Raw genomic sequence first — 21,288 nt, 5'->3', positions numbered from 1 at the left:
GCATAACCAGGTCACAGACTCTTTTTTATGGTGTACCCGGAGTAATCTAACATTCTGAATATCAAACAGATTAACTCTCTTTACCAAGAATATCCTGCAAATCCTGTTTCAAAGAGAACATCTGGTGGGCATATTTCTCTTTGCGCTCAGCATCTTCAATCAACTGAACCACTGTCTCCGAAAGCGTATTACCACGACGCCGGGCAAGGGCTGCCAAACGTTGCCAGACCAAAAACTCCAAATCGATTGATTTTTTGCGGGTATGTTGATGCTCTGCATTGAAATGCCGCTTGCGTCTGGCGCGAATTGTCTGCTTCATCCGCGTCGTCAGTTGCTGGTTCATATGTGCATCAATCCACTCCAACACTTTCACTGGCTCACTTTCCAGTTTAATCAGTTGCTCTACGGCCTCCGTAGCTGCACTGTTTTCGATATGTCGGGTAATGGCTTCACCTTCACGGTGTTTTTTTACCAAATACGCCCATTTCCAACCACTTTCCAAATTTTCCAGTTGTTGATATTTCATCGTGAGCTCTTTAGTGACCGCGTAACTTAAATCAAGCATAACAGCTTTACACAGAATTTCACCCTACTAAAAGCACATGAATAGATTGTTTTTTGTACGGAATGCTTCCGATGTCTTACTCCTTGCCACCAACTGCCACTCTACGTGTATGCAGCCTGCTTTATTCTTGTATAATCGCCCTTTCCCTTTTTGACGATTGCATCTATTACTTTGACCAATAACCGACTTGAATGGCAGTCGCTGCTGCCGAACACAACGCCATATGAAGCGTTATTCGCTACTGCCTCCCAATTGGAGCCTGTTCCTTTTGCCGTGATTCAGCCCCGGTTAGAAAATGGCATGACGCTATTTTGTCATCCACTGTCTCAACCACGTTTCATGCTGATCAAAGCTCAAGAGAGCACTGAGTATCTGGCACTAATTGCGCAGGCGGTTAAAGAGCTGCAACCTGAGGCTTCAGCCCTGTTTGGTGGCGATTATCTGATACATGGTCACCAAGTCACCTGGCAGCCAGCGCAACGTGGTGACGAGCTGTTTGCGGCACAGTCACGCTGCCTCTATCAAGAGTGGGTCGAGCCAGAGCAACTGTTTGGTTGTGTTAGATGGCATAAAGATCAAATCAGTCTGCAACCCGGCTTGGTTCATCAGGCTAATGGCGGCATCTTGATCCTGTCGGTACGTGCTCTACAGGCGCAACCATTAATGTGGCTGCGCCTAAAGCAGATGATTGCCCAACAACGTTTTGACTGGCTCTCTCCTGATGAAACCCGCCCTCTGCCGGTACAGATTCCCTCTATGCCGTTGGATCTGCGCCTGATTCTGGTTGGTGACCGTCTCGGTCTTGGCGATTTCCATGACATGGAACCTGAACTGGGCGAATTGGCTATTTATGGTGAGTTTGAAGTCGAGCTGCCACTGGTCGATATTGATGGCATGACTTTATGGTGCGGCTATATCAATGCGCTATTGCAGCAAAAGCAGCTGCCACCCCTATCTGCCGATGCCTGGCCGGTACTGTTTCGCCAGGCGATACGTTACAGCGGTGACCAAGGCAGCCTGCCACTGTGCCCACAATGGCTAACCCATCAGCTAGCGGAAGCTGCGCTGTATGCCGAAGAGGACACCATTACCGCCAACGCGCTGGAAACGGCACTGAATGCCCGCGATTGGCGGCATAGCTACCTCGCAGAGCGGATGCAGGATGAGATAGAGCTAGGCCAAATTCTGGTGGATACTGAAGGGCAAGTTGTCGGCCAGATTAACGGCCTGTCGGTGCTGGAATATCCAGGCCACCCTTATGCCTTTGGCGAGCCGGCGCGTATCAGCTGTGTTGTTCACTTAGGTGATGGCGAGTTTGTTGATGTTGAGCGTAAAGCTGAACTGGGTGGCAATATCCATGCTAAAGGCATGATGATTATGCAGGCATTCTTGCATTCAGAACTGGATCTCGATCAGCCGCTGCCGTTCTCCGCTTCCATTGTTTTTGAGCAATCTTATGGTGAAGTGGATGGCGACAGTGCATCACTCGCTGAACTTTGCGCGTTGATCAGTGCGCTCTCGCAGCAGCCAATCAACCAACAAATTGCCGTGACAGGTTCTGTTGACCAGTTTGGTAACGTGCAGCCTATTGGCGGCGTGAATGAAAAGATCGAAGGTTTCTTCGAGGCTTGCCAGCGCCGTGGGCTAACGGGCACTCAGGGGGTGATTTTACCCTCCACCAACGTCCGTCATTTATGCCTTAATCAGGCGGTGATTGAAGCCGTGCAAAATGGTCAATTCCACCTGTGGGCAGTTGATACGGTGGCTGAAGCACTACCGATATTAACGGGCGTGGTTTATGCCGATGAGCAACAACCGAGTCTGTTGGGTATAATTCAAGAGCGAATCTCGCAGGTAAATCCGCTGGACAGGCGTCGTTGGCCATGGCCATTACGTTGGCTAAACTGGTTCAACCAGGGCTGATCGGACTTGTTCAGCGTACAGCTGTACGCTATTCTGCGCACTTCACTAAAATAAGGCTTACTGAGAACATGGTAGATAAACGCGAATCCTATACAAAAGAAGACCTTGAAGCATCAGGCCGTGGCGAACTGTTTGGCGCTGGCGGGCCACCATTGCCAGCAGGCAATATGCTAATGATGGACCGTGTCGTCAAAATGACAGAAGACGGCGGCACCTATGGTAAAGGTTATGTGGAAGCGGAACTGGATATCAATCCGGACCTATGGTTCTTCGGTTGCCACTTTATCGGTGACCCAGTAATGCCTGGTTGCCTGGGCCTTGATGCCATGTGGCAGTTGGTTGGTTTCTATCTTGGCTGGTTGGGCGGCGAAGGGAAAGGTCGTGCTCTGGGTGTGGGTGAAGTTAAATTCACCGGGCAGGTACTGCCTGATGCTAAAAAAGTGACGTATCGTATTAATTTTAAACGTATTATCATGCGTAAATTGATCATGGGCGTTGCGGACGGTGAAGTATTAGTTGATGGCAAAGTGATTTACACCGCCACCGACTTGAAAGTGGGTTTGTTTAAAGACACCAACGCTTTCTAGTATTTTATCTGCTCTCCTTGTGTGGGGGATCGTAACATCCCCCGCACTGTTATGCTGATAACTCACTATTTTGATGCCCAGCGGCATTTTTTTTACCTCAGTGACTACAATAAATGTAGTCACAAGACGACCTGTTAATTTTCAGGTCATGGGCCAGCCAAATCCACCGTAACCCAGTGAGAGTGGTATGCAAAGAACCCGTTTTGAAGATATGCCCTGTCCGGTGGCCCGCTCTCTTGAGCGAGTAGGAGAGTGGTGGAGCATATTGATCATTCGTGATGCCTTTCAAGGGTTAACGCGATTTGATGAATTTCAGCAAAGTTTGCAGCTATCACCAACCATCCTCACTCGCCGCTTAAAATATCTGGTGGAGAGCGGCATCTTTGAAAAGCGGCTCTATAATCCCCGCCCCGCCCGCTATGAGTATTTATTGACTGAGCGTGGCAACGATTTCTTCCCCGTCATTGCTGCCTTGTTTCACTGGGGTAATCAACATTTTGCGCCAGAAGGCCCCAAAGTGGTCCTTGTGGATCGCCGCACTGGCACACCTATCGAGCCAATATTGCTCGACAGACACTCAGGGCAACCTATTCGTACGCAAGATGTCACTCTTGCGGCAGGCTCCGTCAGGAGCGATATAATTAATCAACGGTTGGCACTGATGCATAGCAAGCAGTCAGACGATGCCAGGCAGCCCCCCCACTCAATTGAGCTTCAAAAGGAAAAATGATGAATACGCGCCGTGTAGTAATTACAGGAATGGGTGTGGTCTCCCCATTAGGCTGTGGTAGCGAAACTGTTTGGCAACGTCTGCTGGCCGGGCAATCGGGGATCCGTGTGCTGCCCGATGAGATTGTCGGCGATTTACCGGCCAAAATTGGCGGGCAAGTCCCAACTCTCGCGGCCGACCCCGTAGCAGGTTTCGATCCTGATAAAGCTGTCGCACCAAAAGATCAAAAGAAGATGGATCGCTTTATTGAATTTGCTATGGCCGCAGCGGATGAAGCCATTGCTCATGCGGGCTGGCAAGCGGATGACGTAGAGAAACAGGAGCGCACCGCCACTATTATTGGTTCGGGTATTGGCGGTTTCCCCGCTATCGCCCATGCCGTGCGCACCACCGACAGTCGTGGACCAAAACGGCTATCCCCTTTCACTGTGCCTTCATTTTTGGTGAATCTGGCCGCAGGTCACGTCTCGATTAAGCATCACTTTAAAGGCCCGATTGGTGCGCCCGTCACTGCCTGCGCCGCAGGTGTGCAAGCTATCGGTGATGCCGTGCGGATGATCCGCAACGATGAAGCTGATGTTGCCTTGTGTGGTGGCGCTGAGGCCGCGATTGATAAAGTCAGTTTGGCTGGCTTTGCCGCAGCACGTGCATTATCAACCGGCTCAAATGAGGCCCCTGAAAAAGCCTCGCGCCCTTTTGATAGTGCACGCGATGGTTTTGTGATGGGCGAAGGGGCCGGTTTGCTGGTTATCGAGGAGTTGGAACATGCACTGGCCCGTGGTGCGCAACCTTTGGCTGAGATTGTCGGCTATGGTACTAGTGCCGATGCCTATCACATGACCTCTGGTGCTGAAGATGGCGACGGTGCTTATCGTGCGATGAAGATTGCTTTGCGCCAGGCTGGGATTTCACCGGAACAGGTTCAGCATCTAAATGCTCATGCGACCTCAACACCAGTAGGTGATCTTGGCGAAATCAATGCCATTAAGCATCTGTTTGGTGAGGGCGATACGCTAGCGATAACATCAACCAAATCGGCCACTGGCCATTTGCTGGGTGCAGCTGGTGGGCTGGAAACCATTTTCACCGTGTTGGCATTGCGCGACCAAATCGTTCCCGCCACGCTGAATCTGGAAAATCTGGATCCTGCGGCTAAGGGGCTGAATATCGTGGCGGGTAAAGCTCTGCCACATGAGATGACCTATGCGCTTTCAAATGGTTTTGGTTTTGGCGGAGTCAACGCCAGTATCTTGCTGAAACGCTGGGTGGGATAATTAGAGTAGCCAACAACACGGCATCATTAAGTACAAGGGCTAATTAACAACCTCCGCAATATGCGCATAAAGCGGAGGTTATCCCTTAGTCTGACAGAGAGCCGCTTAAGCGGTCACAGCCCTGTCCTCCATGGCTTGTCGCCAACCTCCTAACCAATGTGATCTAGCGTCTAAAGCTTGATAGGGACAAATTTCCCTCGAACGCCCTGAAATACCTGCCTGATACCCACGTGACAACGCCCTTTCCAGGCGATCTCTTTTCTGTCTCTTCATGCCTCGTTTCCCTCATCTTTCGGTCTGGTGGAAAGAAAACAGTGACCACTTTATGTGCAATCACAGTTAAGTGATAGTCCTTAAGAAACAGAAAAGCAATGCGCAAAATTCACGCCAATGTCACATTTGTGAGCTATGCACGCAGAATACGCTAAGTGATTGATTTAGGGTGGTTGAAGCTAATGAATTGATATTTAATGAGAATCCTCTTTCATAGCAATTTTATTATTACCAATGAAAGAGGATTAGATTGTTTTAGAACAATATATTATTTAACCCGCTGCAACTGAGCGGCAATCGTCCCGGCTTCTTGCTGCCAGCCCGCAGCCAAGGTGCGGATCAGGGCATCATAACCATCTTCGCTCTGCTTTAGCTCCAAATCGAATGACTGCTTAATCAGTTGCCCCTGATGTTTCAGGATCCAGACACCACGGATGATGGCACGGCCATCATAACGCCCATGGAACCCAGTGACGGTCACATTGAGGACATCCTGATCACTATCCAACGGCTGGGAAGAGACCAACCAACCCGGCAGTGCATTACTCAGATTGGTGACCAAAGTTTGCTGCAACTGTTGATCCAGCGGGCTGGCCCATAGGTTGTTGGTCGCAATCACATATTGCACATCGTTGGTTTGATAGACCACCCCTGTCGCAGCGAGATAATCAGCGACACCAACATGCTCAATCCACAGTTGCCTTGATGCCACGCTGCTACTGGCGGTAGCAGGCGCACTCATTGCCGGTAACTGATAATAAGTTTTGCTGGGTTCGCTGCTGCAAGCGCTGAGTAACAGCGCGGCGATAACTGCCATCCATTTCATCATTTTTTGGCCTTCTTAGGCTGAGGGTCCTGACTTCCTGCCGCTTCAAATACCAGCGCGTTACTCTTCTCATTCAGCGTCCGCAATACCGGCTGTAACTCACGCAAGACCTGATCTAACCGCTGCATATCGCCGACCATTTTATTGTAGGCCGGAGAACCAGGCTGGAAGCCTTTCATGCTGCGATTCAACTCATTCAAGGTTTTTTGCAGATCTTGTGGCAGATCTTTCATCGCCGGGCTGGCGGTAATGGCCGTCAGCGACTCCAGGGTTTTCTGCGTCTCACGCATGGTTCTCTGACTCTCAACCAGCGTTTTTGTGACCTCATTCAGCATTGGATCTAGCGGAAGATTATTAATCTTATCCAGTGTTTGCATCACTTTTTGCTGCATCTGCGCTAAACCGCCACTGACTGTTGGCAGCAATGGATAACCCGCCACTTCCAACGGCCCTTTCCACGGTTTGGCATCAGAGTAGAAATCCAGATCAATAAACAGTGCACCGGTCAACAAGTTACCCGATTTCAATGAAGCCCGCAGGCCGCGCTGTTTGGCGGTTTTCAGTAGCTGTTCGAAATTGGCATCCGGGCCTAAATCTTTGCGGAAACGGCCCGGTTCAATACGAATAAGCACCGGAATGCGGAAATCATTATCCAGGCGCTGCCTCATCCCATCGGTGAAGAATGGAACATCCCCGACAGTGCCCACGCGGATCCCGCGGAACTCTACTGGCGCACCCGACTGCAAACCACGGACTGAATCGGAGAAGAACAGCAAGAAGTCTTCATGTTCCGTATAGAGTGAGTTTTGGATGCTGCTGCGGTTATCAAACAGCTTAAACTCGGGCTTATCTGCCGTGATTGGCTTGCCCAGTTCTAAACCATCAGGGACATCAAAGCTCACACCGCCACTGAACAAGGTGGCTAGCGATGCCATTTCGACTCGCATCCCCTGCGAGGAGAGGTCAACGGCGACACCACTGTCCTTCCAAAAACGGACATTGGTGGTGACCAGGCTATCATAAGGCGCGCCAATAAATAGCTGATAGCGCATCAGGCGTGATTTAGCATCAAAAGTGCTGGTCTCCACCGAACCGACGCGATAGCCACGGAACAACACCGGGTCGCCAGCATTCAACTGCCCTGCTTGTTCGCTATCCAGTGTGATGCGCAGCCCTTTCGCATCGGGTGAGGCCAGCGGAGGAGAGTCCAGTAAGGTGAACTCATCTAATGATCTACCTTTGCTGCCGGGTTGCAGCTCAATGTAAGCACCAGAAAGCAGTGTCCCAAGGCCAGAAATACCCTCGCGCCCAATCTGTGGCTTGACCACCCAGAACACGGTATCGGCGTGTAACAGGGTACTCATACCTGAATTCAGCCGCGCCTGCACGATCACATGGTTGAGATCTTCACTTAACGTGACCTGCTCAACGATGCCGACATCCACACTACGGCTCTTTATTTTTGTTTTACCCGCCTCAATACCCTCTGCATTCAGTGTGGTCATGACCACCTGAGGCCCTTGATGGCTAAAGTGATAAAACAGTATCCATGCACCAATCAGCGCAGTGATAATTGGGATGATCCACACCGGGGACCACCGCTTGATTTTTTCAATTTCCGCCACATGCTGGCTGGGATTATTGTCCGTCACCTTGCGGCTCCTTTTGGGTTGTGTCACCTATTCGATCCCAGGTTAAACGCGGATCGAACGTTAATGCAGCAAACATGGTCAGGATCACTACCATTGCGAACAGTAGCGCCCCAATCGCCGGGTAGATACTCATCAGTTGTCCGATACGGACTAATGATGAGAGCACTGCAATAACAAAGACGTCTATCATTGACCAGCGGCCAACAAACTCGACGATTTCATAAATAAAATGCATTCGTTCGGTATCAGTATTGCCCTTGCCTTTCGCATCCCAGCACAGCCAGCCGATCGCCAGCATTTTTAGTGATGGCACCATAATACTGGCAATAAAAATCACCAGCGCCACTGGATAGGAGCCTTCGCTCCACAGGAAAATCACCCCGGACATAATGGTGGAACCCATTTGGTTCCCCAAGCTTTCAGTTATCATGATCGGTAGCAGATTGGCGGGGATATAGAGCAGGATTGAAGTAATAAGCAGTGCCATGGTCCACTGCAAACTGTTGCGGCGACGGACGTAACCGTGCGTATGGCAACGGGGGCATTGCACCTGAGATTGCGGCAAAATGGCGGTACAGCAGGAGCAGGAGCGCAGCCCTTGGCGCAAACCGGTACGGCCGGCAATCAATGGATGGGGTAACGCAGGTGCCGGCGCAATATCCTGCCACATCCAATGGCGGTCGACACATTGGAAAGCGCGCACTTGTAACAAACAGAATAGGCAATAGGGGATAAAACTGCTGCCAATGCCAATTTCGCCATAGGCCATCAGTTTGACAAAACTTACCAGCACACCGGCGAGGAAGATCTCCACCATGCACCAGGTTTTAAATTGGAATAACGCTTTTGCTATCAACGCCTTCCAGCGGTTGGGCATACGAACCCGCAGGCAAAGCAGAATAATTGCCACCATACAGAAGGCGGGTATCAACTGCACCAGTACCATAAATAACGTTGCCATGCTGGCATAGTTATCCGCCAACATCACTTTGGGTATTTGGATCAGGGTGATTTCGCTGGTGATCCCCGCGACACGCATTTTAACGAAGGGGAACATATTCGCCAGCAACAGCATAAACAGTGCGCTGATAGCATAACCAACCGGGCGCTTACGTGGCTCGTCCCACCGGGCGGTCAGTGTGGTCTTACAGCGCGGACATACCGCTTTGGTGCCATAAGGCAGGGAGGGTAAGGCCACTGACATGTCGCACTGCCGGCACAGGATCACATTCCCTGACTGCCCGGAGTGCTCGCCGTGCTCAGGCTGAATAATAGAACACAATATCTCATTCCTTACGGCTATATATGCCCTTCATCATTGAAGGGCATAGCTGAACACCGTTCTATCAAGATGCGTAATATAACAATAGACACAATATCATTATAAAGTGGGCTATTGTGTCAGCTGATAGAGCGGTGATTATGCGTTTTTAGCCATTTTTCTGAGCTTCCAGCTCTTCCCAACGACTAAACGCGACTTCTAACGCCTGTTCGGCATCGGCTAATGCTTTCAAGACCTGTTGTGTCTCTTCATGCGGACGGGAGAAGAAATTTGAGTGACTAACCTGAGCCTGTAAGCCACTGATCTCATTTTCCAGCTTTTCTAGCTGCTGCGGTAACTGATCCAGCTCGCGCTGCAAGTTATAACTCAGCTTACCCGGTCGTTTGGCTGTCACTGCACTGCTTTTTGCCGGTGCGACAGCTTTGGTCTCTTCCACCTTAGCCGCCACCTGACGAATAGGTTTTGCCTCAGCACGCTGTTGGTGAGCATCATAATAACCGCCCACAAAGCTGCTTATTTGGCCATTACCTTCAAAGATCCAGCATTCAGTCACCGAGTTATCAACGAATTGACGATCATGGCTCACCAACAATACCGTGCCCTGATAGCTATCAACCATCTCTTCCAACAGCTCCAGTGTTTCCACATCCAGGTCATTGGTCGGTTCATCGAGGATCAACAAGTTACTTGGCTTAAGGAATAATTTAGCCAATAACAGGCGGTTACGCTCACCACCAGACAGAGCTTTTACTGGCGTCATGGCACGTTTCGGGTGGAACAGGAAGTCTTGCAGATAGCCCAATACATGGCGGGAACGGCCATTGACCATCACCTCTTGCTTACCTTCGGCCAGGTTATCCATCACCGTGCGCTCTGGATCAAGCTCTGCGCGGTGCTGGTCAAAATAGGCCACTTCCAGTTTGGTGCCGCAATGCACTTTGCCGCTGTCCGCTTTAAGCTGACCGAGCATCAGTTTCAGCAAGGTGGTTTTACCGCAACCGTTCGGGCCGACCAAGGCAATTTTGTCGCCACGCTGTACTTGCGCAGTAAAATCTCTCACCAGCACTTTGCCATCAACTTGATAATTGACATTTTCCAGCTCAAAGACGATTTTGCCTGAGCGCACCGTCTCTTCCACTTGCATCTTGGCAGTGCCCATCACTTCACGGCGCGCCGAACGCTCCATCCGTAATGCTTTCAAGGCGCGAACACGGCCCTCATTACGGGTGCGTCGCGCTTTGATACCCTGGCGGATCCACACCTCTTCTTGCGCCAGTTTGCGGTCAAACTCTGCATTTTGCAGCTCTTCAACCCGCAGTGCTTCTTCTTTGCTGGCAAGATACAGCTCATAGTTACCCGGCCATGACACCAATTTACCGCGATCAAGATCGACAATACGTGTCGCCATTGCGCGGATAAAGGAGCGGTCATGGGAGATAAACACGATGCTGCCCTGGAAGTCTTTCAGGAAACCTTCCAGCCAGTTGATGGTTTCAATATCTAAATGGTTGGTCGGTTCATCCAGCAACAGCACTTTTGGTGAGCTCACCAGTGCGCGACCTAATGCCGCTTTACGCAACCAACCACCCGACAGTGATGAGAGTTCAGCATCGGCCGATAGCCCCAACTGAACCAGCACTTCCTGAATGCGACTATCTAACTGCCACAGACCCTGATGGTCAAGAATTTCCTGTAGCGCGGCCAGGCGATTCAGATTCTTCTCGCTTGGATCAAGCTCTACATCGTGCAGCGTGGCATGATAAGCTTTCAGATGCTCGGCTTGCTCCTGCACACCTTCCGCCACAAAATCAAACACCGTACCGGCCACATTGCGCGGAGGATCTTGTTGCAGACGCGCCACAATCAAGTCCTGCTCATAAATGATACGGCCATCATCCAGCGGAACTTCTTTGCTTAGAATTTTCAACAAGGTGGATTTACCCGCGCCATTGCGGCCCACCAGACAAACGCGCTCGTTTGCCTCAATATGCAATTCAGTATTATCTAATAGAGGCGCATCGCTGAAGGAGAGCCAGGCACCGGACATGCTAATTAACGACATAGTTTTTACTTTTCCTCGCGGCGGTGAGTCACCAGCCAGCAGTTGTGAATTTGACGATTACGGGCAAAGTCTTCAGATTGTGTCTGCGCTGTTATCTCTTTCGCTTCCAGCCCTAACGCTTCTATCCCGGCCAAATCCATCTGGAAACCACGCTTATTGTTAGAGAACATGATTGTCCCCTGACGGCGCAGTAACCGTTTAAGTTCTTTCATCAGCACCAAATGATCGCGCTGAACATCAAAGGTTGTCTCCATGCGCTTGGAGTTGGAGAACGTCGGTGGATCGATGAAGATCACATCGAATTGCTCATCGGTATTACTCAGCCAAGAGAGACAATCGGCTTGAATCAAACGGTGCTGCTGGCCCGTTAAGCCATTCGCCCGCAGATTCTTCTCAGCCCACTCCAGATAGGTACGCGACATATCTACCGTGGTGGTACTACGCGCACCGCCCAGACCGGCATGGACACTTGCCGTGCCGGTATAGGCAAACAGATTCAGGAAATCTTTGCCCTGACTCATTTTGCCCAGCATCTGGCGAGCAATGCGGTGATCAAGGAACAGGCCAGTATCGAGGTAATCGGTCAGGTTAACCCATAGCTTGGCGTTATACTCACTCACCAGCAGGAACTCACCTTTTTGTGCCAATTTTTCGTATTGATTTTTGCCCTTCTGACGTTCACGGGTTTTCAACACCAGCTGATTGGATGGTAAATCCAGCACCGCGAGAGTGGCATTAATCACATCAAACAGGCGCTGACGCGCTTTTTGTGCATCAATGGTTTTCGGCGGCGCATACTCCTGCACCACAACTTTGCTGCCATAGCGATCGACGGCGACGTTGTAATCGGGTAAATCGGCATCATACAGCCGGTAACATTCGATACCCTGCTGTTTGGCCCACTTATCCAGTTTTTTCACGTTCTTACGCAGACGGTTGGCGTAATCCTCTGCCACCTGTAAACCACCCGCGCCCTGCGGATTGGCGGCTAATTGGTAGTTTTTCTGCACACAATCAAGTGGGCCATTTTTAGCTTTAAATTCGCGATCTGCGCGTAATTGCAAGCAGCTCAGCAGTTCTGGCGAAGCACTGAACAGTGACAAGCGCCAGCCACCGAATGCGGTTTTCATGATGCGGCCGAGCATATTATGCAGCGCAATCAATGCCGGCTCACTCTCCAGCCGCTCACCGTAAGGCGGGTTACTGATAACCGTGCCCACAGGCCCTTCTGGCAATGGATTCACCAGCTTACTGACGTCGTTGGCATTAAAGGTAATCAGCTCTGATACCCCGGCACGACGGGCATTGGCTCGTGCCATCTCAATCACCCGACGATCAATATCGGAACCGAAGAAACGGGAGGTCGTCTCTTGTAAACCGGTGCGCGCACGAACTTGCGCTTCGGTGGTCAATTCGCGCCAGAGATCTTCGTTAAACGCGCTCCAGCCAGTGAACCCCCAATGTGACCGATGCAGGCCCGGTGCACGATCAGATGCCATCATGGCGGCTTCAATCAGCAAGGTGCCGGACCCACACATGGGATCGACCATTGGCGTACCCGGCTGCCAGCCAGAACGCTGAATGATTGCTGCAGCCAGATTCTCTTTCAGCGGAGCCTGACCGGTCAGGTCACGGTAGCCGCGCTGATGCAGACCTTCGCCACTGAGATCAAGTGCCACACTGGCCATATCCCTTTGCAGAAAAACATTAACGCGGATATCCGGCTGCTGCTTGGCCACTGTCGGGCGCTGATCCAACTTGCGGGTAAAGCTATCCACAATGGCATCTTTGACTTTCAGCGCACCATACTGACTGTTGCGGATTTCGTCATTCACTCCGCTAAAGTGCACGGCAAATGTTTTATCTAAACCAAAGATTGACGGCCAATCAATCGCCTGCACCCCAAGGTACAAGTCCAAATCACTGTAAACTTTAAATTCATTAAGCGGTAACAGGATGCGCGAAGCCAGCCGGCTCCACAGCAAGCTTTGGTACATGAGTCGATCGTCGCCCTGAAAATGTACCCCACCCTGTACTATTTTACAGTCGTGAGCGCCCAGCGCTTCGAGTTCGCTTTTTAACAGTTCTTCCAGTCCACGCGCCGTGCTGGCAAACAGAGAGTTCATATCGCACTATCACCAAAAAGAAAATTGTTGCGCATTATAGCTAATCCCAGCAGCTTGTCATAAAGTTGCTCCCTCTAAATTTTATACACGCACGGAGGCAATGGTGATTACCCTCTCCCGACTCTATGTTCATCCAGTCAAATCCATGCGCGGTTTACAGCTTTCTCATGCTCAAGTCAGCAGCAGCGGATTGGCCTTTGACCGCGTATTCATGATTACTGAGCCGGATGGCACTTTTATTACTGCGCGTCAAAATCCAAAGATGGTGATGTTTACACCGGCATTAATGTCGGACGGTTTATATCTCACCGCCCCCGATGGTGAGAGTGCCAGTATCCGCTTTAATGATTTTTTAGCCAATGCCGAACCGACTGAAGTTTGGGGAAATCATTTTACAGCGCTGATTGCCCCTGCCGATATCAACAACTGGCTCAGTGGTTATTTTCAGCGTGAAGTGCAATTGCGCTGGCTTGGAACGGAATTAACCCGCCGGGTAAAACCGATGCCAGAAGTTCCACTCTCTTTTGCCGATGGCTTCCCTTACCTGCTGATCAACGAAGCATCCTTTAAAGAGTTGCAACAGCGCTGCCCCGGCAGTATTAAGCTGGAACAGTTTCGGCCAAATTTAGTGGTGACCGGTGCGAGTGCATTTGCCGAGGACAGTTGGAAAGTTATCCGTGTCGGCGATATTACCTTTGATCTGGTTAAGCCATGTAGCCGCTGTGTATTAACCACAGTCAGCATTGAGCGTGGACGGAAACATCCAACCGGCGAGCCATTGCGGACACTGCAGACATTCCGAACGGCGGAGAATGGCGATATCGATTTTGGTCAGAATATGGTGGCCAGAAACAGTGGTATTATTCGCGTCGGCGATGAAGTCGAAATTCTGTCAACCAAACCACCACGGCCTTACGCCGCAGGTATCATCATTGAAAGCGTTAATGCACCACAAGATCAATCCAAAGCGGTATCCATTGAATATAATGGCATCCGCTTTAATGGCAATAATCAGCAGGTGTTGTTGGAGCAACTGGAACAACAGAATATCCGTATACCCTATTCATGCCGAGCGGGGATATGTGGTAGTTGTAGAATTACCTTAGTGGATGGCGAAGTTGCACCATTAAAACAGAGTGCCATTAGCAATGACGGAACGATTCTTTGTTGTAGCTGTATTCCTAAGGGCGACATTACACTCAGTGGTAAATAAGCCTCTAATAGAGCCAATCGATTTTAAACTGCCGAGAATTATACCGCCCGGTCAAGGTTGAAAGCTGGTGCGGTATAAATCTCTTCAATCACGAGTGGCAATAAGCGGTCGTTCATTATCTTTATCGCATCACCCAGCACCAACTGGCGGCCAGCTAATACTACCTGAGACTGCGCTAATAAGCATAAGCTGGCGGAGTCACCTGACTCAACCACTAACAAACGAACCTCCTCTCCGCTATCTAATACTTTCACCACGGCCAGTTCAGCATTTTGCGGCGCAAATGATTTAGCCTGTTGAGCAAAATACCAGCTTTTAGGCATTAACGGTTTTAAGTAACGAAATGCGACCAGTGCATTTAACACCAATTCTGAACGTTGTTCATTACTCAACTTAATTTGGCGGCATTGATCTTCAAATTCAAAATAGAGTGCAGCATCGTCAACGCAAAATGCAGATTCATCAAAAGCATCTGGGGTGAGCATTTTAGACGGGAAACGCGAGCGAAATATCATACCATTGGCTAAATCCAACATCAGTCGGTCATGTTCGGTATCAAAATACCAACGCCATTTATCGTCTGGTTTAATCCGCATATTTTCCTTCCCGCCATGCTGCCAACATCATTGACTCAATAACTGAGTATTTACCCATCAAGGGGGATTAAATTCATTTAAGGCTTTCGCTGTATATTTAATCTACCGGAGTAAAATATAGACGAGCCGGAGGAATAAATAAACCCCCCGGCATGTAATGAAGATAAATAATTAGATATGAGTAACAATATTCTTAATCAAACCGGGTCCACGGAAGATAAATCCGGAATAAATTTGAATCAATGACGCACCGGCAGCCATTTTTTCCCGAGCGGCCGTGACTGAATCAATTCCACCGACACCAATAATTGGTAGACGCCCTTGCAGCTCTTGCGATAAACGACGAATCACTTCAGTGCTGCGTAATTGTAATGGTCGGCCACTTAAGCCACCAGCTTGTTCGCAATAATCTAATCCTTGTATTAGAGAGCGATCGAGTGTTGTATTAGTGGCAATAACACCATCTATATTATGGCGAACTAAACTGTCAGCTATTTGGATCAATTCTTCTTCCGTAAGATCCGGCGCGATCTTTACTGCAACCGGAACGTACTTATTGTGTCGTGCATGTAATTCGGTTTGCTTATCTTTAATTGCTGCTAACAAGTCATCTAATGCCTCACCGTACTGCAAGGATCGTAATCCAGGTGTATTAGGTGAAGAAATATTAATCGCAATATATCCAGCATATGGATATATTTTATCCATACAAATCAAGTAATCTTCTTTACCTTGTTCTACTGGCGTATCTTTATTCTTGCCGATATTAATGCCTAAAATACCGCCAAAATGTGATTTTTTGACGTTTTCAATTAAGTTATCAACCCCGTGATTATTAAATCCCATCCGGTTGATCAAACCTTCGGCTTCAACGATCCTGAATAATCTTGGCTTGTCATTTCCTGACTGTGGTCGTGGTGTCACTGTCCCTACTTCAATAAACCCAAACCCCATTGCGCCTAGTGCATCAATACACTCACCGTCTTTATCCAGACCCGCAGCCAAACCTAATGGGTTTTTGAATGACAGACCCATGCAGCTTACCGGTTTGGTTGGCACCGATTGGCGTACCAAAAACTCAAGCGGTGTACCGGTAACACGTTTTAACTGGCGGAACGTGAATTCATGGGCACGTTCTGGATCAAGCTGAAAGAGTGCTTTTTTGACGAGAGGATAGTACATGTGATCTCCTGAGCGACCGGTGACAAACCATTGGTAGGTATTAATTCTGTCGTTCTACAACCATTGGCGTTCAATTTGTGTGGCGACACCAATTCACAGCGGTTAGTTGACCGACTTCCAACATGCGGATAGATGAGGGAATGGTAAATTCATCTTTCGGGAAAGTAAACTTTTGCTAAGTAAAGCCGTGCAAAGAGTAGCAAGCGCCACTACCTTGCTAACAAAGTGTTAATTATTTGCAGGTAATTAGAGATAAAGAGGGCATTACTGCCCTCTCAGACTGCTGACGAACCCCAATGACTCAATTTGGAACGGAGAGGACGGGCAGAGGAGTAAAGCGTCCGCGCCAGGGAGGGCGCGGCTCGAGCCTCCAGGGATGGATTTACGGCGTCTTTACGATCTGCCTGTTTTCTCCGCCACAGGCACTTTTTCAATAACCTCACAGGGCATTACTGCCCTTTTTAATGGGGAAGATAATGTGGCTGACCGGTGATTCATATGGTCAGTCATCTATTTATCCTGCGTCTCTTATCACGTCAGAGACTATACCGCCAGGCTTATGCAGCCAGCGCCTTGGTTATCTTCTCGAACAGATCACCGGATAAGTTTTCCAACGTTTTCAATTGCTCTAGCGCCTGACGCATCAGAGCCTGACGCCCTGCATCATAACGTTTCAGCCGGATCAAAGGCTCAATCAATCGTGCCGCAACCTGCGGGTTACGCGTATTCAAATCACTGAGGATCTCCACCAGGAATTGATAGCCGCTACCATCGCTGGCATGAAATGCTGCTGGATTGCCAGAGGCAAAACTGCCGACCAATGAACGAGTACGATTTGGATTGCTCAAGCTAAATGCCGGATGCTTAAGCAAAGCACGCACCTGAGTCAGAACATCTGCCGCCGGACTGGTCGCTTGCAGCGCAAACCATTTATCCATCACCAAGCCATCGTGGTTCCAGCGTAGATCAAAGGCAGCCAGTAGCTCATCGCGGCAAGGTAACTGTGCTGCAACAGCTGCAGCCATTGCTGCCAGCGAATCAGTCATATTATCGGCCTGGTGATATTGTGAAGAGACCAGCTTGTTAGCAAACTCCTCGTCACCAAATGCCAGATAACTCAGGCAAGTATTGCGCAATGCCCGTTTGGCAATATCACCGTGTTCAATGCGATAAACCGGCGTTAAATTCGCCACATAAACAGCCAACATCTCATCGGACAGAGTTTGAGCCAGGCAACGTGTAATCGCTTCATGTACTGCACTGATAGCCTGCGGATCAATGGTGGTAAACAGTTCCGCAATTTCATTTTCTGATGGCAGTGTCAGGATCTGTGCGGCTAATGCAGGATCAAGATTTTCATCAAGTAATATCGCGCGGAAGGCATCCGCCACGTGAGCAGGTAGAGTCAATGGCTGTTTCTGCTGATATTTAGCAACGTTAAGCTTGATATAGGTTGCCAACAGACTTTGCGCCGCATCCCAACGAGAGAATTCATTGCGCGCATGCTGCATCAGGAAAGTGAGCTGCTGATCGCTATAGCTATAGTCCAATTTAACTGGCGCGGAGAATTCACGCAGCAAGGATGGGATTGGAGTATGTTCAACATTATCAAAGGTAAAGGTCTGTTCAGCTTCAGTCACATTCAACACATGATGAACTGGCAAGCCATCTCTTTGCAACGCGATCACATTGCCTTTACTGTCATATAGCTCAATATCCAGTGGGATATGTAATGGCAGTTTTTCAGGCTGATCAGCGGTTGGTAAGGTTTTTTGACTAACGTGCAAATGATACTGCTGCTTCTCGACATCAAAATCATCACGTACCGTCAGTATTGGGGTGCCAGATTGACTATACCAGCGGCGGAATAAGGAGAGATCAACATTAGATGCATCTTCCATTGCCTGGACGAAATCATCACAGGTCGCCGCACTGCCATCATGGCGCTCAAAATAGAGCTGCATACCCGCCTGGAATTGCTGTTCACCTAGCAAGGTATGCATCATGCGGATCACTTCTGAGCCTTTTTCATATACCGTTAGGGTATAGAAGTTGTTCATCTCGATGACTTTATCTGGGCGAATCGCATGGGCCATTGGGCTGGCGTCTTCCGCGAACTGTGCTGCGCGCATGACGCGTACATTTTCAATGCGATTAACAGAACGTGAGCCTAAATCAGAGCTAAACTCTTGATCACGGAATACTGTTAACCCCTCTTTCAAACTTAACTGGAACCAATCACGGCAAGTAACTCGGTTGCCGGTCCAGTTATGGAAATATTCATGACCAATAACCGCTTCAATATTAAGATAATCTTTATCTGTCGCGGTTTCTGTTTTTGCCAGAACATATTTTGAGTTGAATACATTCAACCCTTTATTCTCCATGGCACCCATGTTGAAGAAATCAACCGCAACGATCATATAGATATCGAGGTCATATTCCAGACCAAAGCGGGTCTCATCCCATTTCATGGAGTTCTTCAGTGAGGTCATTGCCCAGTCTGCTCGATCTAAATTACCCCGATCAACAAAAAGTTCCAGCGCCACTTCACGGCCAGAACGGGTAATGAACTTATCGCGCAAGACATCAAAATCACCGGCAACCAGCGCAAACAGATAACAAGGTTTCGGGAATGGGTCTTCCCACTTTACCCAATGGCGGCCATCTTCCAGTTCGCCTTGCCCTACCCGATTGCCATTAGAAAGCAGATAAGGATAGCGAGACTTGTCAGCAACAATACGGGTTGTAAAACGGGCCAGCACATCAGGGCGGTCTAAGTAATAGGTAATATGGCGGAAGCCTTCGGCCTCACACTGGGTACATAACGCTTCACCAGAAAGATATAGCCCCTCAAGCGCGCTGTTTGTCGCCGGGTGGATATCATTGACGATTGTCAGTGTGAAATGTGCGGGTAATTGCTCAATAACCAGCGAATTATCCTGTAGATGATAATGAGTCCATAGTTGCCCATCAATGCTGACACTAATTAACGTGAGATCTTCACCATTTAAGATCAACGGTGTCACTTCGGTTGCCTGACGTTTTACTTTACTGACCGCCGTTACCGTCGTTTTTTGCGCATCCAGTGCGAAGTCCAGATCGATATCGGTGATGGTGTAATCCGGCGCACGATAATCGTGACGGTATTTAGCTTGCGGCTGTTGTGTCATAGAAACCCTTTTGACGTCATCTGTGAATATGATTATCAGGTCTGTATTTATCGTTGATTGGGCTGAAGAACATGGCTGCCATTGACTTCGCCCCAGACCCAGATAGCATTTCAATGTATCACAATTGTTAGAAAAACCTAGTTGAGAACCCGTGCTATTAGGGAAAATCTGGCATTGATTGTGGATTTTTCGAGCCAGTTCGCAAGTCAATGATAGGTTTACAATTGGTGAGCAGCTATGGCTTTATTGTCCACAGTTCATGAGGTTTTTCCCTGCATGAGATACCGATGTTGCAGCCTTTGGTGATATCAGTGAGTGGGAGTGCCAAAGGATATAACCTTCTGCTATTTCTAATTCAGAGCTAATGGCACGTTTAAACCTAGACCTCGGATTAGCATTTATGGTGTGATGAAGCTTCAATAACAGGATAATCTCGGTATACTCCCGTGACTTTATCGTTTATGCCGACTACGGAAATGCTGCTACGAGGATGCTGTATAGCGCCATGACTCAAGACGCCTCACCGATTTTGACTTCATTGCTTGATACCGATGCATATAAGCTTCACATGCAGCAAGCCGTGTTCCATCGCTATCGCTATATTACCGTTGCCGCTGAATTTCGCTGCCGTGGTGATGAGCTGTTGGGCGAATATGCCGACGAAATCCGCCACCAGATAGCATTAATGAGCCAATTAGCGCTGAACGATGATGAGTATCTCTACCTCTCTGGCTTACCCTTCTTTCAAGCTGACTATCTGAATTGGCTGCGCACTTTTCGCTTTAATCCCGAGCAGGTCACTGTATCGGATAACAGCGGTAAGCTAGAGATTCGTATTGCCGGTTTATGGTGTGAAACGATTTTATGGGAAGTGCCGCTGCTGGCAGTGATCAGTGAAATTGTCCATCGCCGCCGCTCTGTGCATGTCTCGACCACTCAGGCGCTCCAACAACTGCGCAGCAAACTGCAACAATTTAAGTCGCTAAGTGCTGATATTGATATTACTCACTTTAAGTTAATGGATTTTGGCACTCGCCGCCGTTTTTCGCGCGAAATACAACATGCCATCGTCAGCAGCTTAAAAGATGAGTTCCCTTATCTGGTCGGGACCAGCAACTATGATTTAGCGCGCAAGTTGGCATTAACGCCGGTGGGCACTCAGGCCCATGAATGGTTCCAGGCACATCAACAGATAAGCCCAGTTCTAGCCAACAGCCAGCGCGTGGCACTACAAGTCTGGTTGGATGAATATCCCGAACAACTCGGAGTTGCATTGACCGACTGTATTACCATGGACGCTTTCTTACGCGATTTCGATAAAACGTTCGCCGATCGCTATCAGGGATTACGCCATGACTCGGGTGATCCGGTCGAATGGGGAGAAAAAGCGATCGCCCATTATGAGAAGCTGGGTATTGACCCAATGAGCAAAACATTGGTGTTTTCAGATAATCTGGACCTGGAAAAAGCGTTATCACTCTACCGCCACTTCTATCAACGGATCCAATTGGTATTCGGTATTGGTACGCGTTTAACTTGCGATATCCCCGGAGTTAAGCCACTCAATATTGTTATCAAGCTAATTGAGTGCAACGACAAACCAGTGGCTAAGCTTTCTGATAGTCCTGGTAAAACCATTTGTCATGACCCTGCTTTTGTTGATGAGTTACGTGAGGCCTTTGCCCTGCCTTTAGTCAAGAAAGCCAGTTAGTCTATACCAACGATTTTTGCATTTATTGATATATAGCTGGGTCGCGAATACCGCCCAGCTATTTGCCTGACTTGCGCGCTTTCCCGCCATCCTGTTCCCATTAATTAAAGTCA

At 49.1% G+C, this 21,288-nt stretch carries 16 protein-coding genes; 6 read left to right on the top strand and 10 right to left on the bottom strand.

Annotation, left to right across the window (positions count from 1 at the left end):
• Window positions 1-70 precede the first annotated feature (70 nt).
• Window positions 71-526: a macrodomain Ter protein MatP gene (gene matP / locus AACW11_RS07485; RefSeq protein ID WP_212586312.1), complete on the bottom strand. Its 456-nt coding sequence runs from the start codon at window positions 524-526 to the stop codon at window positions 71-73.
• A 210-nt stretch (window positions 527-736) separates the two neighbouring features.
• Between matP and AACW11_RS07480 the strand changes: the two genes are divergently transcribed.
• From AACW11_RS07480 to fabF, 4 genes are all read left to right on the top strand, one after another.
• On the top strand, window positions 737-2,488 hold the full coding sequence (locus AACW11_RS07480) for an AAA family ATPase (RefSeq protein ID WP_212586311.1): 1,752 nt from the start codon (window positions 737-739) through the stop codon (window positions 2,486-2,488).
• A 68-nt stretch (window positions 2,489-2,556) separates the two neighbouring features.
• On the top strand, window positions 2,557-3,075 hold the full coding sequence (gene fabA / locus AACW11_RS07475) for a bifunctional 3-hydroxydecanoyl-ACP dehydratase/trans-2-decenoyl-ACP isomerase (protein ID WP_005160035.1): 519 nt from the start codon (window positions 2,557-2,559) through the stop codon (window positions 3,073-3,075).
• A 187-nt stretch (window positions 3,076-3,262) separates the two neighbouring features.
• The gene (locus tag AACW11_RS07470) at window positions 3,263-3,805 is read left to right on the top strand and encodes a winged helix-turn-helix transcriptional regulator (RefSeq protein WP_212586310.1); all 543 of its coding nucleotides are present in this window, start codon (window positions 3,263-3,265) and stop codon (window positions 3,803-3,805) included.
• On the top strand, window positions 3,805-5,079 hold the full coding sequence (gene fabF / locus AACW11_RS07465; protein WP_212586309.1) for a beta-ketoacyl-ACP synthase II: 1,275 nt from the start codon (window positions 3,805-3,807) through the stop codon (window positions 5,077-5,079). Before AACW11_RS07470 ends, fabF begins: the two co-directional genes overlap by 1 nt.
• Before the next feature lie 105 nt (window positions 5,080-5,184).
• On the opposite strand, the gene rmf is transcribed toward fabF, so the two are convergent.
• The 6 genes from rmf to rlmKL all read right to left on the bottom strand — a co-directional run bounded on the left by rmf (window position 5,185) and on the right by rlmKL (window position 13,300).
• Window positions 5,185-5,352, bottom strand: a complete 168-nt coding sequence (gene rmf / locus AACW11_RS07460) for a ribosome modulation factor (protein WP_005170911.1) — start codon at window positions 5,350-5,352, stop codon at window positions 5,185-5,187.
• 268 nt (window positions 5,353-5,620) lie between these two features.
• Window positions 5,621-6,181, bottom strand: coding sequence for a membrane integrity-associated transporter subunit PqiC (gene pqiC, locus AACW11_RS07455; protein ID WP_212586308.1), 561 nt, complete (start codon window positions 6,179-6,181; stop codon window positions 5,621-5,623).
• On the bottom strand, window positions 6,178-7,830 hold the full coding sequence (gene pqiB, locus AACW11_RS07450; protein ID WP_212586307.1) for an intermembrane transport protein PqiB: 1,653 nt from the start codon (window positions 7,828-7,830) through the stop codon (window positions 6,178-6,180). Before pqiB ends, pqiC begins: the two co-directional genes overlap by 4 nt.
• Complete coding sequence (pqiA, locus tag AACW11_RS07445) at window positions 7,817-9,103, bottom strand: membrane integrity-associated transporter subunit PqiA (RefSeq protein ID WP_445285806.1); 1,287 nt, start codon at window positions 9,101-9,103, stop codon at window positions 7,817-7,819. Before pqiA ends, pqiB begins: the two co-directional genes overlap by 14 nt.
• Before the next feature lie 157 nt (window positions 9,104-9,260).
• Window positions 9,261-11,174, bottom strand: coding sequence for an ABC transporter ATP-binding protein (locus AACW11_RS07440; RefSeq protein WP_212586305.1), 1,914 nt, complete (start codon window positions 11,172-11,174; stop codon window positions 9,261-9,263).
• 5 nt (window positions 11,175-11,179) lie between these two features.
• On the bottom strand, window positions 11,180-13,300 hold the full coding sequence (rlmKL, locus tag AACW11_RS07435) for a bifunctional 23S rRNA (guanine(2069)-N(7))-methyltransferase RlmK/23S rRNA (guanine(2445)-N(2))-methyltransferase RlmL (RefSeq protein WP_049601392.1): 2,121 nt from the start codon (window positions 13,298-13,300) through the stop codon (window positions 11,180-11,182).
• Window positions 13,301-13,400: 100 nt separating this feature from the next.
• Here rlmKL and AACW11_RS07430 point away from each other — a divergent pair, with 100 nt between their 5' ends.
• Complete coding sequence (locus AACW11_RS07430; RefSeq protein ID WP_212586304.1) at window positions 13,401-14,513, top strand: YcbX family protein; 1,113 nt, start codon at window positions 13,401-13,403, stop codon at window positions 14,511-14,513.
• Window positions 14,514-14,551: 38 nt separating this feature from the next.
• Here the strand turns inward: AACW11_RS07430 and AACW11_RS07425 are convergent, their stop codons facing one another.
• The 3 genes from AACW11_RS07425 to pepN all read right to left on the bottom strand — a co-directional run bounded on the left by AACW11_RS07425 (window position 14,552) and on the right by pepN (window position 19,464).
• The gene (locus tag AACW11_RS07425; protein ID WP_032898811.1) at window positions 14,552-15,109 is read right to left on the bottom strand and encodes a cell division protein ZapC; all 558 of its coding nucleotides are present in this window, start codon (window positions 15,107-15,109) and stop codon (window positions 14,552-14,554) included.
• 171 nt (window positions 15,110-15,280) lie between these two features.
• A complete protein-coding gene (pyrD, locus tag AACW11_RS07420) occupies window positions 15,281-16,291 on the bottom strand; it encodes a quinone-dependent dihydroorotate dehydrogenase (RefSeq protein WP_054872801.1) in 1,011 nt (336 codons plus the stop codon).
• A 557-nt stretch (window positions 16,292-16,848) separates the two neighbouring features.
• Window positions 16,849-19,464: an aminopeptidase N gene (gene pepN, locus AACW11_RS07415; protein ID WP_212586303.1), complete on the bottom strand. Its 2,616-nt coding sequence runs from the start codon at window positions 19,462-19,464 to the stop codon at window positions 16,849-16,851.
• Between the two features lie 505 nt (window positions 19,465-19,969).
• Here pepN and pncB point away from each other — a divergent pair.
• Entirely contained in the window at window positions 19,970-21,175 is a 1,206-nt protein-coding gene (gene pncB / locus AACW11_RS07410) for a nicotinate phosphoribosyltransferase (RefSeq protein WP_212586302.1), read from the top strand.
• Window positions 21,176-21,288: the final 113 nt, after the last annotated feature.

The sequence above is a fragment of the Yersinia sp. Marseille-Q3913 genome, from assembly GCF_963892745.1.
Classification (GTDB): Bacteria; Pseudomonadota; Gammaproteobacteria; order Enterobacterales; family Enterobacteriaceae; genus Yersinia; species Yersinia bercovieri.
This window is presented reverse-complemented; position numbering and strand designations above follow the sequence as displayed.